The 16266-nt window shown below is 63.4% G+C and carries 16 protein-coding genes; 5 read left to right on the top strand and 11 right to left on the bottom strand.

Annotated features, from left to right (window positions below; all coding sequences use genetic code 11):
- Nucleotides 1–179: 179 nt before the first annotated feature.
- Together JAO75_RS04535 and JAO75_RS04540 are read left to right on the top strand one after the other, a co-directional pair.
- Nucleotides 180–962, top strand: coding sequence for a LuxR C-terminal-related transcriptional regulator (locus JAO75_RS04535; protein WP_199047051.1), 783 nt, complete (start codon nucleotides 180–182; stop codon nucleotides 960–962).
- A gap of 578 nt (nucleotides 963–1540) precedes the next feature.
- Nucleotides 1541–2278, top strand: a complete 738-nt coding sequence (locus tag JAO75_RS04540; RefSeq protein ID WP_199047053.1) for a response regulator transcription factor — start codon at nucleotides 1541–1543, stop codon at nucleotides 2276–2278.
- A gap of 84 nt (nucleotides 2279–2362) precedes the next feature.
- Here the strand turns inward: JAO75_RS04540 and JAO75_RS04545 are convergent, their stop codons facing one another.
- The 6 genes from JAO75_RS04545 to JAO75_RS04570 all read right to left on the bottom strand — a co-directional run bounded on the left by JAO75_RS04545 (nucleotide 2363) and on the right by JAO75_RS04570 (nucleotide 8738).
- Nucleotides 2363–4003: a GMC family oxidoreductase gene (locus tag JAO75_RS04545; RefSeq protein ID WP_199047054.1), complete on the bottom strand. Its 1641-nt coding sequence runs from the start codon at nucleotides 4001–4003 to the stop codon at nucleotides 2363–2365.
- 69 nt (nucleotides 4004–4072) lie between these two features.
- Complete coding sequence (locus JAO75_RS04550) at nucleotides 4073–4993, bottom strand: branched-chain amino acid ABC transporter permease (protein ID WP_246742377.1); 921 nt, start codon at nucleotides 4991–4993, stop codon at nucleotides 4073–4075.
- 58 nt (nucleotides 4994–5051) lie between these two features.
- Nucleotides 5052–5939: a branched-chain amino acid ABC transporter permease gene (locus tag JAO75_RS04555; protein WP_199047056.1), complete on the bottom strand. Its 888-nt coding sequence runs from the start codon at nucleotides 5937–5939 to the stop codon at nucleotides 5052–5054.
- A 6-nt stretch (nucleotides 5940–5945) separates the two neighbouring features.
- Nucleotides 5946–6653, bottom strand: coding sequence for an ABC transporter ATP-binding protein (locus JAO75_RS04560; RefSeq protein WP_199047057.1), 708 nt, complete (start codon nucleotides 6651–6653; stop codon nucleotides 5946–5948).
- The gene (locus JAO75_RS04565) at nucleotides 6646–7404 is read right to left on the bottom strand and encodes an ABC transporter ATP-binding protein (RefSeq protein ID WP_199047058.1); all 759 of its coding nucleotides are present in this window, start codon (nucleotides 7402–7404) and stop codon (nucleotides 6646–6648) included. The genes JAO75_RS04560 and JAO75_RS04565 overlap by 8 nt, the downstream gene beginning before the upstream one ends.
- Nucleotides 7405–7529: 125 nt before the next feature.
- Complete coding sequence (locus tag JAO75_RS04570) at nucleotides 7530–8738, bottom strand: ABC transporter substrate-binding protein (RefSeq protein WP_199047059.1); 1209 nt, start codon at nucleotides 8736–8738, stop codon at nucleotides 7530–7532.
- Nucleotides 8739–9041: 303 nt separating this feature from the next.
- Between JAO75_RS04570 and JAO75_RS04575 the strand changes: the two genes are divergently transcribed.
- Entirely contained in the window at nucleotides 9042–10532 is a 1491-nt protein-coding gene (locus JAO75_RS04575) for an NAD-dependent succinate-semialdehyde dehydrogenase (protein ID WP_199047061.1), read from the top strand.
- 54 nt (nucleotides 10533–10586) lie between these two features.
- On the opposite strand, the gene JAO75_RS04580 is transcribed toward JAO75_RS04575, so the two are convergent.
- The gene (locus tag JAO75_RS04580) at nucleotides 10587–11387 is read right to left on the bottom strand and encodes an HAD-IIB family hydrolase (RefSeq protein WP_199047063.1); all 801 of its coding nucleotides are present in this window, start codon (nucleotides 11385–11387) and stop codon (nucleotides 10587–10589) included.
- Between the two features lie 202 nt (nucleotides 11388–11589).
- Here JAO75_RS04580 and JAO75_RS04585 point away from each other — a divergent pair, with 202 nt between their 5' ends.
- Nucleotides 11590–12843 (top strand): glycerate kinase type-2 family protein, encoded by a 1254-nt coding sequence (locus JAO75_RS04585; RefSeq protein ID WP_199047065.1) that lies wholly within the window; start codon nucleotides 11590–11592, stop codon nucleotides 12841–12843.
- Nucleotides 12844–12862: 19 nt separating this feature from the next.
- Here JAO75_RS04585 and JAO75_RS04590 read toward each other — a convergent pair whose 3' ends face one another.
- Nucleotides 12863–13543, bottom strand: coding sequence for a sensor histidine kinase (locus tag JAO75_RS04590; RefSeq protein ID WP_199047067.1), 681 nt, complete (start codon nucleotides 13541–13543; stop codon nucleotides 12863–12865).
- 450 nt (nucleotides 13544–13993) lie between these two features.
- On the opposite strand from JAO75_RS04590, the gene JAO75_RS04595 reads away from it, so the two are divergent.
- Nucleotides 13994–14170 carry a CsbD family protein gene (locus tag JAO75_RS04595; RefSeq protein ID WP_199047069.1) on the top strand — a complete coding sequence of 59 codons (177 nt, stop codon included), beginning with the start codon at nucleotides 13994–13996 and terminating at the stop codon, nucleotides 14168–14170.
- Nucleotides 14171–14214: 44 nt separating this feature from the next.
- Here the strand turns inward: JAO75_RS04595 and JAO75_RS04600 are convergent, their stop codons facing one another.
- From JAO75_RS04600 to JAO75_RS04610, 3 genes are read right to left on the bottom strand one after another with little or no spacing between them, the layout of a single operon-like run.
- A complete protein-coding gene (locus JAO75_RS04600) occupies nucleotides 14215–14445 on the bottom strand; it encodes a sulfurtransferase TusA family protein (RefSeq protein ID WP_199047071.1) in 231 nt (76 codons plus the stop codon).
- Nucleotides 14442–15071: a molybdenum cofactor guanylyltransferase MobA gene (gene mobA / locus JAO75_RS04605; RefSeq protein ID WP_199047072.1), complete on the bottom strand. Its 630-nt coding sequence runs from the start codon at nucleotides 15069–15071 to the stop codon at nucleotides 14442–14444. The genes JAO75_RS04600 and mobA overlap by 4 nt, the downstream gene beginning before the upstream one ends.
- Nucleotides 15072–15082: 11 nt before the next feature.
- Nucleotides 15083–16210, bottom strand: coding sequence for a P-loop NTPase (locus JAO75_RS04610; protein WP_199047073.1), 1128 nt, complete (start codon nucleotides 16208–16210; stop codon nucleotides 15083–15085).
- Nucleotides 16211–16266: the final 56 nt, after the last annotated feature.

Genomic DNA, 16266 nt, shown 5'->3' on the forward strand with positions numbered 1-16266 from the left:
GTGCTGACTACAGAACCACTCCACATGCGACGATCAAGATTAACTTTGAACGGTCATCATGCCTGACCGATCTGCTTTTTCTACCTCCTAAGCATAGTTATTTACCTCTTTATCAGGGGTAGCTAGCAGGCCGCTAAATTGTAGAATTGGAGGTAATCTCTGCGGAAAAGGCACAAAACATGTCGAACCTGTTGCCGGTCACCACTGTCTTGGGCTGCAAGAACTCCATGCTCCGTGAAGGCTTGAAGCACGTTCTCTCAAGCACGCGCTTCAAGTTGCATTCGGAGAGTATGACGCGCGGCGAAATCGTTCTGGATCAGAACCTGCCGGGTTCGTCACTTCTCGTCATTCTCGATGCCAATCTCTATCCATCGAGACTGGCTGATGGGGTAGGCTCGATCAAAGAGCGGTATCCTCATGCACGAGTAGTCGTTCTCTCCGACAGCTTCGTTCTCGACGACATGACCTTGGCGTTTCAATCTGGGGCGGACGGCTATTGCCTCACGACGACAGGATGCGAGGCCCTGATCAAGTACCTTGATCTTGTCATGCTGGGCGAGGTGGTTTTCCCGTCGGCTGCATTCCTTCATGCCATCTCGGACGTCCGATCCGAGAATGATGCTTGGAAGGAGACGTCGGTGATCACGGTTCCTCCCACTCATGCGCCTGTGGGCTTTGAGAGCCACGAGTCGCCCATACGAACGCTTTCGAGCAGGGAAGCCGAAATACTTCAGTGCCTCATGCAGGGAGCGCCCAACAAGGTGATCGCGCGCAAGCTCGATGTCGCTGAGGCAACGGTCAAGGTGCACATCAAAGCTATCCTCCGCAAGATCCGGGTTGCCAATCGGACGCAGGCGGCCATGTGGGCCGTCAGTCATCTCTCCGGTGGTGCAGGTGACGACGCGTCGCTCCTTTCCGGTGACAAACTGTCGATACAAGGTGCTCGCTCGGGCGCATTCTAAACATGCGCGTTCATGGATGAAACTCATTGGAAAATGCCGGCACGATTGACTTGTCGTGCCAGTCCCTGAAGCTGTCGTGGTGGGGCCTCTCTGAGAGGAAATAGCACCGCGAGAGCGTAGCGCCAGCATGCCCTGCTGAACCGCATCCTGCGTGCGAGTGGGAGAACAGGCGGGCACTGGATTGCCTGAAGAGAGAGTGCCTTGTTTTGCACTAACGTGCCTAGCCCCTAAGGCGCCAGGCAGATCCCCTGCGGCTATAACATTCCTTAGCAGTTGATGGTCAGTACTATTCAGTTTCCCATGCCGCAAATCGTCGACAGGTAACTATGTAATACATGAATTACGTTACAGAATATCTATTTATACCTTTTGATGAATGATTGTTAAAAAGTTTTGAATGGGCATTGATTGCTTCTAATAAGATTATAAGCTAGATAACTTAAGGGAATATTTACTTTTTGCCTCACCGAATCAAGACCAGAAAGGCATCTGCAATGCGGAACAGCTACGATCTTGATAGCCTTCCTCATCCAGGGGCCTCTTCGGCCAAGGATGTTGCATATTCCAGGTATATGGAGTTGGCACGTTCGGTTGAGCCCTCATCGGCAGACCACGCTGCCATCAGACCTATCAGGACATTTCTCGTCGAGCCGAACGCCCTGTTAAGGGAGGGGCTGAGACGAATTCTGTCGGAAACGGTCTATGCCCCTTCGGTTGCGGCAGGAAGCCTCGATGAGGTCAGCTCCCAGTGCGGTCCCGACAGCGGTACGGTTGTTCTCATTGCCGATGCGAGCCGGGATCACGAGGAGCTTTGCCGCCAGACGAAGCTGCTGAAAGAGCAGAACCCGAACGCAAAAGTGATCATGCTGGTCGAACAATACGACCTAGCCAACGTGCTCACGGCCTTCCGTTCGGGTGCGGATGCCTACCTCAAGAAGACAATATCTTATGAGGTGCTCGTCAAGTCGCTGGATCTCGTCCTCCTGGGAGAGGCCATCTTCCCCGGTGCGATCCTCGATCTCCTGCGCGATCAGGAGGCTCGTGAGGAGCAGAGCAAGCAGGCTTCGGCCCCGGAAGGGCCGCAGGAGCTGAGCCCTCCGGCAAAGGGCCTGTCCGTCCGGGAGACCGTCATCCTGCGGTGCCTGATGGACGGCGACTCGAACAAGATCATTGCGCGCAAGTTCGACATCACGGAAGCGACCGTGAAAGTCCACGTCAAAGCCATCCTGCGGAAGATCCAGGCCAAGAACCGCACTCAAGCGGCAATCTGGGCTGCGAGCCACCTGTCTGCGAGCCGGGGGGCCACCGCCAGTTAGTGCGCTCGTAGCTCAAGAGAGTCGTTCAAGGGAGCCTCCGGCTCCCTTTCTTTTATGAGCGATCAAACCGGGATGTCCTGTGGCTCATGCCGAGCGAAGGACGGGAGCCTGATCCCTCGCCTGGTCCTCGAGGATCATGGCGGCTCCCTTGTCGGCAATCATCAGCGTGGGGGAGTTGGTGTTTCCGCTTGTGATCGCCGGCATGACGGAGGCATCGATCACGCGAAGCCCTTCGATGCCCCGGACCCTCAGGCGCGCATCCGTCACGGCCATGGGATCGCTGTCGGTGCCCATTTTGGCGGTGCCGACAGGGTGGAAAATCGTGGTGCCGATATCGCGTGCGCCGTTCAGCAGTTCGTCGTCCGTGGTGAGTTGAGCCCCGGGCTTGTACTCCTCGGGGCGGTACTTCTGCAGCGCCGGCATGGCCACGATGCTGCGGACGAGGCGCAGGGCATCCACGGCCACCCGCTGGTCCTCTTCCGTCGAGAGATAGTTCGGACGAATGGCCGGCGGCTCTCCCGCCTTGCCGCTGCGGATCCGAACTGTCCCGCGGCTGGTGGGCCGCAGATTGCACACGCTCGCCGTGAAGGCCGGGAAGGGGTGCGGATCCTCGCCGAACTTGTCGAGCGAGAGGGGCTGGATGTGGAACTGGAGGTTCGGGGTGGCGTAATCCGGCGAGGAGCGGGTGAAGGCCCCCAGCTGCGAGGGTGCCATGGTGAGCGGCCCCCGGCGAAAGAGGGCGTATTCGAGCGCCATTTGGCCCTTCTTGACCAGAGAGCGGTATTGCTCGTTGAGGGTCGGTACACCGCTGACCTTGTAGATGGGCCGTAGCTGGAGGTGGTCCTGGAGGTTCTCGCCAACCCCCGGCAGGTGATGGACCACCTCGATGCCATGCTCCTGCAGGAAGGCGCCGTTGCCGATGCCGGACAGCTGCAGAAGCTGCGGCGACGCGATGGCGCCGGCTGACAGAATGACCTCCTTGCGAGCCAGGATGCGCCGCGAGTGGCCATTCTGCCGGATCTCCACGCCGATGGCGCGCTTTCCCTCGAAGAGGATGCGCGTGGCATGGGCGTGGGTTTCCACCTTCAGGTTGGGGCGCGACAGCGCCGGTCTGAGAAAGCCCCGGGCCGCCGACCAGCGCCGCCCGTTCTTCTGGTTCACGTGAAAATACGAAATGCCCTCGTTGCTGCCGGTGTTGAAGTCGCTGACGCGCGGGATGCCGGCTTCCACCGCAGCCTCGATGAAGGAGTCCAGAATCTGCCATTTCATGCGGGGCGCCTCGACACGCCATTCGCCGCCCGTGCCGTGATGCTCGCCCGCACCCAGGTAGTGATCGAGATGGTGGCGGAAGATCGGCCTCACGTCATCCCAGCCCCAGCCCTCAAGGCCCATCTGGCGCCAGTTGTCATAATCCTCGCGCTGGCCGCGCATGTAGATCATGGCATTGATGGCGGAGCACCCACCCAGAACCTTGCCGCGGGGATAGTTCAGGATGCGGCCGTTCAGGCCGGTCTCGGCCTCGGTCTTGAACATCCAGTCGGCGCGGGGATTGCCGATGGCGAACAGATAACCGACCGGGATGTGAAACCAGATCCAGTTGTCCTTGCCGCCGGCCTCGAGCAGGCAGATCGCGTTGCGCGGATCCTTGGACAGGCGGTTGGCAAGAACGCAGCCGGCCGAGCCGGCACCGATAATGACGTAATCGAATGTTTCGCTGTCTGGCATGGTCCAGCTCAATAGAATGAGCCGGCGTTCTCTGCTGAGAGCGCCGGCAGGGTCCCGATGCCCCTGAAGTTACGCAGCGCCTTTGGGCTTGCGCTTCGTGAATTCCAGAATTTCACCGACAATCCCCCGGCGGAACAGCAGCACGCAGATCACGAAGATGATGCCGATCAGCACAGTCACAGGGAAGTTGGAAGCTGCCAGGTATTTCTGCAAGGCGATCACCAAGCCTGCGCCGATGACTGGTCCGATCAGGGTGCCGATGCCGCCGAGCAGGGTCATGAGAATCACCTCGCCCGACATCTGCCAGGCGACGTCGGTGAGGGTCGCGAACTGGAACACAATCGCCTTGGTGCCGCCGGCGAGGCCTGCCAACGCCGCCGACATCACAAAGGCGCCGAGCTTGTATCGGTTGACCCGGTAGCCGAGCGAGATCGCGCGCCGCTCGTTCTCGCGGATAGCCTTGAGGATGTTGCCGAAAGGCGAATGAACGATGCGCCAGATGGCGAAGAAGCCGAAGAGGAAGATCGCCAGGGTGACATAGTACATCGCCAGCGGCTGGTTCAGGTCGAGGATACCGAGGAGATGCCCGCGCGGCACGCCCTGAATGCCGTCCTCGCCGTGGGTGAAGGGCACCTGCAGGCATATGAAGGCGAACATCTGCGACAGGGCCAGCGTGATCATGGCGAAATAGATGCCCTGACGCCGGATGGCCAGGAAGCCCATGATGAGGCCCATGACGGCAGCGCCCGCGGCACCGAGCAGGATGGCGGACAAGGGCTCCCAGCCCCACACCTTGGCGGCATGGGCCGTGAAATATGCTGCGCCGCCGAAGAAGGCAGCGTGACCGAAGGAGAGCAGGCCCACATAGCCGATGAGCAGGTTGAACGCGCAGGCAAACAGCGCGAAGCAGAGAATGCTCATCACGAGGACGGGATAGAAGAAGAACGGAGCCGCCACCAGCGCCGCGATGGCGATTGCGCCCAGCACCATGGATGAGGTGCTCAGCTTGGGCTGTTCCGCAATGTATTCGGTTCCGACAGCCATGATGTTACTCCTCCCGCCCGAAGAGACCTGCCGGCCTGACGAGCAGAACGATGGCCATGATTACAAAGATAACAATGCTCGAGGCTTCCGGGTAGAAGACCTTGGTGAGGCCTTCGAGCACCCCGAGCACATAGCCGGTCACGATAGCACCCAGGATCGAGCCCATGCCGCCGACCACCACCACGGCGAACACGATGATGATGAGGTTCGAGCCCATGAGCGGGCTAACCTGATAGATCGGCGCCGCCAGCACGCCGGCAAAGGCCGCCAGCGCGGCTCCCAGGCCATAGGTGAGGGTCAGAAGCAGCGGCACGTTCACCCCGAAGGCCTGAACCAGCGTGGCATTCTCGGTCGCGGCGCGAAGATAGGCGCCGAGCCGGGTCTTCTCGATGAGAAGCCAGGTGCCGATGCACACCACGAGGGAGGCGACGACCACCCAGCCGCGGTAGATCGGCAGGAACATAAAGCCCAGATTGACGCCGCCCGTCAGCTGCGACGGCGCAGCATAGGGCTGACCGGCCGCTCCGAACCAGTGGCGGAACGCGCCTTCGAAAATGAGCGCGAGGCCGAAGGTCAGGAGAAGACCATAAAGGTGATCGACGCCATAGAGCCGGCTCAGCATGGTGCGCTCGATGACGACGGCGACAGCGCCGACGACCAGGGGCGCCAGGACAAGGGCGACCCAATAGTTGATACCGAGCCAGTTCAGGAGCAGGTAGGCCGCGAAGGCGCCGAGCATGTACTGCGCACCATGGGCGAAGTTGATGACGCGCAAGAGGCCGAAGATTACCGCCAGGCCGAGGCTCAGCATGGCATAGAAGGAGCCGTTGATCAGGCCGATCAAGACTTGGCCGTAAAGCGCCGGGGTGGGAATGCCGAAAATCGTATTCATGCTGCTCTACACCCCAAGAACTTCGTGCAGTTCGTCCATGCGCGCATCGAGTTCGTGCCCGGGGAACGAGTTCACCATACGCCCATCCTCCATGAGGTAGAAGCGGTCGGCCACCTTCCGGGCGAAGCGGAAGTTCTGCTCGACCAGGAGGATCGTCATGCCGCGCTCCTTGAGCGCCATCAGCACGTCGCCGATGCGCTGGACGATCACGGGAGCCAGGCCTTCCGTCGGTTCGTCGAGGAGAATGATCTTGGCACCCGTGCGCAGGACGCGGGCGATGGCGAGCATCTGCTGCTCGCCTCCCGAGAGCTTCGTGCCCTGGCTCGAGCGCCGCTCATGGAGATTGGGAAAGAGCTTATAGATCTCTTCCACGCTCATGCCGCTGTCCGACACGGTCGGCGGGAGTATCAGGTTCTCCGAAACGCTGAGGCTCGCGAAGATCCCGCGCTCCTCGGGCACGTAGCCGATCCCGGTTTGAGCGACCTTGTGCAGAGGCAGGCTCAGGAGATCCTTGCCGCACAGGCGGATCACGCCCTCGCGACGGCGCAGGATGCCCATGATCGCGCGCAGGGTCGTGGTCTTGCCGGCACCGTTGCGGCCGAGAAGCGTGACGGTCTCGCCCTCGCGGATGTCGAGATCGACCCCGTGCAGAACGTGGCTTTCGCCGTACCAGGCATTGAGCCCGCGGACTTCGAGGAGAGGAGCGCTACTCATGCTCGGTTCCCATATAGGCTTCGCGTACCCGCGGATCCTGGCTGACTTTGTCGTAGGACCCGTCGGAGAGAATCTCGCCGCGGGCCAGAACCGTGACGCGGTCGCACAGATCGGCGACGACGTTCAGGTTGTGCTCGACCATAAGCACGGTGCGGTTGCGGGCGATACGGCGGATCAGGTCGGAGATGCGACCGATATCCTCATGGCCCATGCCGGCCATGGGCTCATCGAGCAGGAGCATGGCCGGGTCGAGCGCCAGGGTCGTGGCGATCTCGAGCGCCCGCTTGCGGCCGTAGGACAGCTCCGAGGCGGTCAGATCCCGATAGGACGAGAGATTGACCGCATCGATCAGCTCCATGGCCCGCTCGTCGAGGGTGGAGAGGGCATTCGATGAGCGCCAGAACTGCGTCGCGAGGCCGGAGGGGCGCTGCAGAGCGACGCGCACGTTGTCGAGCACGGTCAGGTGGGGGAACACCGCCGAAATCTGAAACGAGCGCACGAGGCCGAGACGCGCGACCTCGGCAGGCTTCAGCCCCGTGATGTCGGCGCCCCTGAACGTGATCCGTCCGCGGGTGGGTGTGAGAAACTTCGTGAGAAGGTTGAAAACAGTGGTCTTGCCGGCGCCGTTGGGGCCGATCAGGGCATGGATCGTGCCCTCATTGACGGACAGGGTCACGTCGTTCACGGCCACGAAGCCGCGAAACTCCATGGTGAGCCCCGTGGCGCTGAGGATGGGTTGCGTACTGACCATAGGGTTCGGCCGCTACTCTCTGGATGGGGCGATGGTTGGATCAGGCATCGTGCTCTGTCCAGCCACCGCCGGACAACAATAGAGGTGGGGCGGCGTCATATGCCGCCCCACCTCGTTCGAGATGCTTACTGGGTGAGCTGGCAGCCGCTCTCGGCAGCCTTCATGTAGGCCGTGTCGCCGGGAATCTTGGCGAGCTGCTTGTACATGTCCCACTCGCCCTTGCTCTCTTCCGGCTTCTTCACCTGGAAGAGATACATGTCGTAGACCATGCGGCCGTTCGGCAGCACCTTGCCGTTCTTGGCGAAGACGTCCTGGACGGGCATCTCGTGCAGGAGCTTGGCGACCGGCTCGGTGGCATCCGTGCCGGCCTTCTCGATTGCCTTGAGATACTGCGTCACGGCCGAGTAGGTGCCCATGTGGATCATGTTCGGCATGCGGCCGGTCTTTTCCATGAACTTCTTGGCGAAGGCGCGGTTCTCGTCGCTCTGATCCCAGTACCAGCCCTCGGTGAGGGTCAGGCCCTGCGCAGCCTTGAGCCCTAAGCCTTTCACCTCGGCCAGGGTGAAGAGAAGCGCCGCGAGACGCGTGCCGTCCTGGGTGATGCCGAACTCCGCGGCCTGCTTGATGGCGTTCGCGGTGTCGAGGCCGGCATTGGCCAGCCCGATGACGTTCGCGCCGGAGCTCTGGGCCTGGAGCAGGAAGGACGAATAGTCGGTCGCCGCCAGCGGATGGCGCACGGCGCCGACCACTTCGCCGCCCTTCGACTTCACGAATTTCGAGGTCTGATCCTCGAGGGAGTAGCCGAAGGCGTAATCGGCGGTGAGGAAGAACCACTTGTTGCCGCCGTTCTCCACCAGCGCGCCGCCGGTGCCGACCGCGAGCGCATGGGTGTCGTAGGCCCAGTGGAAGCCATAGGGCGAGCACTGCTTGCCGGTGAGGTCGGTCGTGGCCGCACCGGTCGTCATGGTGATCTTCTTCTTGTCCTTGGACAGGCCCTGAACCGCCAGAGCCACCGAGGAGGTCGTCAGCTCCATGATGGCGTCGACCTTTTCCGTATCGTACCACTGGCGTGCGATGCTGGCGGCGACATCCGGCTTATTCTGATGGTCGGCGCTCACGACCTCGACAGGCGCGCCGAGAACCTTGCCGCCGTAATCCTGCACCGCCATGCGGGCGGCCTCGACGGAGTACTTTCCGCCGAAATCGGCATAGACGCCGGACTGGTCGTTGAGGATGCCGATCTTGACTACGCCGTCGGAGACCTGCTGCGCATGGGCAGAAGAGGCCAGAGCCGTGCAGCTGAGGGCGAACAGAAGCTTATTGAGAACGCGCATCGCTTTCCTTCCCTTTATTCTTGGCAGATTGATCTGCCTTTGCTGGAGCCGCAGCCTTGGCATGCGGGCGATGGTGTGAAAGGTACAGTCACTTCGGTCGCGATCAATGCAAAGGGCGGTCATCCTTAAGTCGCAGATCTCCTTGATTTTCGGCCTAATTTCGAGGTGCTGGCCGCCGATGCCCCCCAAACGCGGCTGTTCCCGAGGCAGTCCAGCCCCGCATCGCCTGCGGTTCACAAGTCCGGGGGCACGGCTTATATCTGCCTCGGCATTTTTCTCATGGAATTCTACGGGAGCTTCCTGATGACGGCGCAAATGAAACCTGTGGATCGGCGTGCATTAGAGTTACGCGATCCGTCGCTCCTGGTGGGGCAGGCCTATGTGGCGGGCGAGTGGGTGGATGCTCCCGACGGCCGCACCATACCCGTCACCGATCCCTTCGACGGGGCGCTCATCCTGGAGGTGCCCGATCTCGGGGCGGACGCCGCCCGCCGGGCCATCGACACGGCGCACGCGGTGCAGAAGGACTGGGCGAAGCGCACCGCCAAGGAGCGCAGCCAGATCCTGAGGAAGTGGTACGACCTCATCATCGCAAACGCCGACGATCTGGCCCTCATCCTCACCACCGAGCAGGGCAAGCCGCTTGCCGAGGCCAAGGGCGAGGTGGTCTCCAACGCCGCCTATATCGAGTGGTTTGCGGAAGAAGCCAAGCGGATCGACGGCGACGTCATTCCCGGCGCCAATCCCAGCCAGCGCATCGTGGTGCTCAAGCAGCCCGTGGGCGTATGCGCGGCCATCACCCCCTGGAACTTTCCCAATGGCATGATCACCCGCAAGGTCGGCCCGGCGCTGGCGGCCGGCTGCACCATGGTGCTCAAGCCCGCGGCCCAGACCCCGCTCTCGGCCCTGGCGCTCGCCGTGCTGGCCGAGCGGGCCGGGGTGCCCAAGGGCGCCTTCTCGGTGATCACCACGAACGACGCCAAGCCCATCGGCGAGGAGTTCTGCCGCAACCCGAAGGTGGCCAAGATCACGTTCACCGGCTCCACCAATGTGGGCCGCTGGCTCATGCGTGAGGCCGGCGACGGCATCAAGCGCCTGTCGCTGGAGCTTGGCGGCAACGCGCCCTTCATCGTGTTCGACGATGCGGATCTCGATGCGGCCGTGGAGGGCGCCATGCTGTCCAAGTTCCGCAATGCGGGGCAGACCTGCGTGTGCGCCAACCGCATCTACGTGCAGGAGAGCGTCGCGGAGGCGTTTGCCGCAAAGCTGGCCGAGAAGGCTCGGGGCCTGAAGCTCGGGCGCGGCACGGAGGCCGGCGTCACCATGGGGCCGCTGATTGACGATCGCGCCGTGGCCAAGATGGAGGACCACGTGGCCGATGCGCTGTCCAAGGGCGGCCGGGTGCTGGCCGGCGGCAGGCGCTCGGAGCTGGGCGGCACGTTCTTCGAGCCCACGGTGATGGCCGGGGTGACGCAAGCGATGAAGGTGACGAAGGAAGAGACCTTCGCGCCGCTGGCGCCGATCATCAGCTTCAAGGACGAGGCGGAGGTGATCGCGATGGCCAACGACTCGGAATACGGCCTGGCGTCGTACTTCTATGCCAAGGACATGGCCCGCGTCTGGCGGGTGGCGGAGGCCCTGGAGAGCGGCATGGTGGGGGTGAACACGCCGGCGCTCGCCAACGAGATGGCGCCGTTCGGCGGCGTGAAGCAGTCGGGTCTCGGCCGTGAGGGCTCCAAGTACGGCATCGAAGGCTTCCTCGAGATCAAGTACGTCTGCCTCGCAGGCCTGTAACGGCAAAAAGCCCGGCAATGCCGGGCTTTTTTTCTTGTCCGGCGGGTTCGAGACCTATGCGCCTCTTGCCCTGAGCAGCAGGCCGGCGAGTTCCGCGAAGCCGTCGCCCGAATGCCCGTTCGCGATATAGGCGGGCTTATGCTTCAGCCGGTGCGCGAAGGCCTGAATGTTGGCGACGCCTATGCTCATGGGGAAAGCCTCGAACATGGGCTCGTCATTGGGCGAGTCGCCCGCATAGACCACGGTTTTCCTCGCCTGCTCCCAATCCAGGCCGAACACGTCGGCCAGCAGGGTCTTGGCCATGCTGAGCTTGTTGTAGTCGCCGAACCAGCCGTTGACGTGGATCGAGCTGACCTTGGCCTGGGCTCCGGCCTTCTCGAAGATGGACACGATCCGGTCCACCTCCGCCTCGGGCAGGGCTGGCACGTCCTCGCAAAAGTCGATGGCGAGATCTGCCAGGCGATAGGCCTGGTCGCTCGCGAGCGCACAGCCCGGCACCGTTGCCAGCACTTCCCTTTCGACGGCATCGAGCCTCATCCGGTTCTGCTTCAGTTCCTCGGGGATGGCCCAGAAGCGCTGCTCCATCGTCTTCCGCTCGCGATCGTAGCGGAAGTAGAAGGCGCCGTTCTCGCCCACCACCGCATCCACCGGCCACATCCGGGCGATGTGATCGCACCAGCCTGCAGGCCGGCCCGTGACGGGGATGACGATGAAGCCCGCGCGGTGCAACTGCTCGAGGGCGCCATAGGCCTTTGCCGTGAGGATGCCTTCCGTGGTCACCGTGTCGTCGATGTCGGTCAGCACCACGCGAACGGAGCGCGCGGCCTCAAGCGGCAGCTGAGACAGAGGTGTCATATTCCGCACTCCGGAGTGCGGCAGGCGGGGGAGGGCCTGGACTGAGGCATCGGCAGAAGCTTCCTTGCGGGTGAGCGAGAGTGGTCGTCTGATGAGACGGCTAAGGGTGGTCTTTAAGCACGACCGAGGGGCAGGATCCAAGCGCCTTGAACCTTGAGCCCGGGAGGCTTCACGGGCGGGATTTCTCACGTAAAGTGACCGCATGCCAAACGATCACGACATCCTCCATGCCCTGTTCGAAGCGGCCCTGAAGGCGGCGCTTCCCGATGGAAAGTTCGACGGCTGCCTGCCGGGCAAGCCCAAGGGGCGCACCATCGTCCTCGGAGCCGGCAAGGCTTCCGCCCGCATGGCGGCCGTGTTCGAGGAAGCCTGGGCCGGAGCGGGCGGACGCTGCCAGGGCCTCGTAGTCACGCGCTACGGGCACGCGGTGCCGACGCAATCGATCGAGATCGTTGAGGCAGCTCATCCCGTTCCCGACGAGGCCGGGTTAGAGGCGGCCAAACGGATCCTCGCGCTCGCACAGGAGGCGGGACCCGACGATCTCGTGGTCTGCCTGATGTCGGGCGGAGCCTCCGCGCTCTTGTCGCTTCCCGCCGAGGGCGTGACATTGGCCGACAAGCAGGCGCTGAACCGCGCCCTGCTCAAGTCCGGCGCGCCCATCGGCGAGATGAACCTCGTGCGCAAGTCGCTCTCGGCCATCAAGGGAGGCAGGCTCGCGGTGGCGGCCGCCAGGGCGCAACTCGTCACCTACCTGATCTCGGACGTGCCGGGCGACGATCCGGCCAGCATCGGTTCTGGGCCGACGATCCCCGAGCGGGTCGACCCGGAGGTCGCCCTGGCGATCCTGCGCCGATACGGCATCGATGTTCCAAGCCACATCGTAGGGGCCATCCGGTCGAACGCCGTCACGGAGCCTGTGGAGGGAGGCGCCGTCCACATGCTGGCGACCCCCAAGATGGCCCTCGATGCGGCGGCTGCGAAGGCGCGCGAGCTGGGCTTGAACGCCCTCGTCCTCGGCGATGCCCTCGAAGGGGAGGCGCGGGAGATGGGGCGCGTCATGGCCGGCATCGCGCACTCCGCTCTGATGCACGGAGAGCCTGCCCGCGCGCCCTGCGTCCTGCTCTCCGGCGGCGAGACCACCGTGACGGTCCGCGGCCAGGGGCGGGGCGGCCGCAATGCCGAGTTCCTGCTGTCCCTGGCCCTTTCCCTGAAAGGGGAGGGTGGGGTCTCTGCCATTGCCTGCGACACCGATGGCATCGACGGGTCCGAGGACAACGCGGGAGCCTGGTTCGACAGCGGCTTGTTCGAGAGCGCCCGCGCAAAGGGCATCGACCTCGCTGCCCATTTGGAGACGAACGACGCCTACACGGCGTTCGCGCAACTCGACAGGCTCGTGGTCACGGGGCCGACCCTGACCAACGTGAACGATTTTCGCTGCATTCTCATCCGCCCGTGAGCGGCCGGCCAGATCTTCTTCAGATGGAGTAGCTGAGCCCGGTCGTGTTGGTTTCCGGCACCATCAGCGTCACCTTGGTGCCACGCTTCTCGCGGCTCTCCACCTCGAGGTTTCCGCCGTGGAGCTTGAGGATGTACCAGGCAAGACTCAGGCCCAGGCCGGTCCCCGGCAGCTTCTTGGCATTCCGGCCACGGAAGAAAGGCTGCAGGACGAAAGGCAGATCCCGCTCGGGGATGCCGATGCCGCGATCCTTGATGGTGATCCTGACCATGCCGTCTTCCCCGCGCGCCGTGACGTCGATCGGTTGATCCGGGCGGGAGTATTTCATGGCGTTCGAGACGACGATGACGAGAGCCTGCTCCAGCAGGATTGGATCCCCGACGATCGTCTCCGGCACGTCCTTGACGTCGAGATGAAATGGGCGGTCGGGCTCCTGGCCTCCCTGCTCGCGACAGACCCGCTTGATGAGCTCTGAGAGGTGGAACTCGCCGGGGTTGAGCATGATCCCGCCTGCGCTGGCGCGGGTGTAGGACAGGATCGTCTCGATGAGTTCGTCGAGCCGCAGGCTCGCGCGCCAGATCTTCTCGGCTTTGACCTGAACGTCGTGGGTGCTCAGCCGGTCGGCCCGCCGGATCAGGCCCTGAGCCAAGGCGTTGATCGTCGAGAGGGGCGTTCTGAGCTGTTGCGCGAGCAACGCCATGCGGTCCAAGGGAGGCGTCGTCCCGCGGGAAGCCGTGCGCGAAGCGGAGTGGCGGGTTGCCTTTGATGAGGACCGGGGTGGACGGGCGGCGGACACGAACGCTTACCTAACTTTATAACGTTTGTTTTCGAGCTTGGTCCGAACTAGTGCGGGAGTGCCGCTTGTCTATCCCTGCGTCGGAAAACCCCTGGAGAGGGCGCTATGGAAAGCTTTCCGGGCGTATTGCCCCGGCGCCTGCAAAGCAGAGGCGATGATGAAGGCGGGCCATAAGCAACGCCGTCCAGCATGCAGGCTGAATTTCTTCAGTCATGTGCTGGTCTTGTCCCTTCCGTCTGAACGGAAACGTGGGACAAAATGCGCCGTCTTCCAGGAGATAACTTCCGCTCTGCGCCGCAACCCATAACCTCTCCGGGCGTTTTCTTCTCAGATATCTCGTAAGGAGAGAGACACATGGATCATGATCGCACCGAAGGCAGCATGAAGAACATCAAGGGTCGCATGAAGGAGGGGCTCGGCAAGGCCCTCGGCGACTCGAAGATGGAAACTGAGGGCAAGATGGATAAGACCGAGGGTAAGATCCAGAACACCGTCGGCGGCATGAAGGATTCGCTCCGCAAGAGCACCTGACTCTGACGAAGCCCCCATGAAAGGCCCGGTACAGCCGGGCCTTTTTACGTTGAGAGTGCGGCCTTCCGGATCACGAAGCTGATTTTCGTGTTCTCCTGCCGCTGATCCTCCAGAATGTCGCCGGTTTCGCGGATCAGGTTGGGCACGTCGATCCCGGCCAGGGGATCGGTGCAGATCACCTTCAGGCGGTCGCCCGGTTGCAGGCCATGAAGGGCCTTGCGGGTGCGCAGCACCGGCAACGGGCATTTTAGGCCGGAGAGATCGAGTTCCGTCATTCCAAGCTTTCCTGCCGAGTCAAAGCCCTTGCGCGATCCAGGTCCTCGGGCGTGTTGATGTTGAAGAACGGATCCCAAGGCTCCGCTGGCCAGGAGGTCTCGGCATAGCCATGACGGCCGAGCCATTCCCTGATGCTGCGCACGCCGTCGTGGACGAGAGCCTGTCGCAGGTCGTGGCGCAATGAGACGGGCCAAAGGCCGATGGCGAAATGGGCCTGCGACGCCGATGCCGCGCAGGCGGTGGGCTTTCCGCTCTCCCCGCACGCCTGATGCAGCCGCCGCACCAGGTCCGTCGGGATGAAGGGCGTATCGGCCGGCACGCTCACCGCCCAGCCGAGGTCCGGCCGGTGGGCGGCGCACCAGTCGAGGCCTGCCAGGATTCCGGCCAGGGGCCCCGGGTGTCCGTCGATGGAATCCGGCGCCACGGGAAGATACATTTCCTCGAATCGCGAGAACTCCCGGTTGGCATTGACGATCACGCTCGCGCATTGCGGCGCGAGCCTCTCCGCGACGTGCTCCGCCAATGTCCGCTCTCCGAGGGTCAGGAGAGCCTTGTCGTTCCCGCCCATGCGCCGCGACAGCCCGCCCGCCAGGATCACCCCGAGGGTCGGAGGCGAGGGGCTCATGCCGGTCCTGCTCACTCGATGACGATGCGCGGGGCAGGGCGCGCAGCCGCACCGCCCGACAGGGCTGTCCAGACCTGCTGCGCCATGCTCTTGTAGATCCCGGCATGGGGGCCTTCCGGCTCCGCGACGACGACGGGGCGGCCCGCATCCGAGAGTTCGCGGATCGTCATGTTGAGCGGAATCTCGCCCAGGAAGGGAACGCCGAGGCGCGATGCCTCGTCCCGCGCGCCGCCGTGGCCGAAGATGTGCGAGCTCTGCCCGCAATGGGGGCACACGAAGGTGGCCATGTTCTCGACGATGCCGAGGATCGGGATCTCCACCCGCTTGAACATGGACACGCCGCGCCGCGCATCGATGAGGGCGAGGTCCTGCGGGGTCGAGACGATCACGGCGCCGGCCAAGGGCGTGGCCTGGGCCATGGTGAGCTGGGCATCGCCGGTGCCGGGCGGCATGTCGACCACGAGCACGTCGAGGTCGCCCCAGGCGACCTCCCGCAGCATCTGGGTGATGGCCGACATCACCATGGGGCCGCGCCAGATCATGGCGGCTTCTTCCTCCACCAGGAAGCCGATGGACATGACCTTGATCCCGTAGGCCTCCATGGGCTCCAGGATGCGGTTCTCCAGCAGGCGCGGCTTGCCATGGATACCCATCAGCTTCGGCATGGACGGGCCGTAGATGTCGGCGTCGAGCAGGCCGACCTTCAGCCCGAGGGTCTTGAGGCCGAGGGCGAGGTTGCAGGCGGTGGTGGACTTGCCCACGCCGCCCTTGCCCGACGCGACCGCGATCACGTGCTTCACGCCGGGAATGCGCTGGTTCTTGGGCTGGGCGGCCGAGCGGGGACGCTGGGGACCGCCGGGCGAGGAGGCCGGGGCGCCCGAACCGGCCGGCCGGTCGGCGGTGAGGCTCGCGAACACGCCCTTGACCGCCGGCAGGCCCTGCACGGCCGTGACGGCAGCCTGGCGCACGCGCTCCATGTTGGCGGCCTCCGACGGGTCGATGGTAATCGAGAACATCACGCGTCCGGCATCGTCCACCACCACGTCGGAAAGGCGTCCCGATGCCACGAGATCGGTTCCGCCCGCATCGACCGGCACGGTCGACAGGGCCTGCAGCACATGTTCACGGGTGATCGCCACTTTGTTATCTCCTGGCCGTTCGAGACGGATCTTGCGTGACATCTATAGGCTGGCGG

Origin of the sequence: Microvirga splendida (genome assembly GCF_016427565.1) — a bacterium.
GTDB lineage: Bacteria > Pseudomonadota > Alphaproteobacteria > Rhizobiales > Beijerinckiaceae > Microvirga > Microvirga splendida.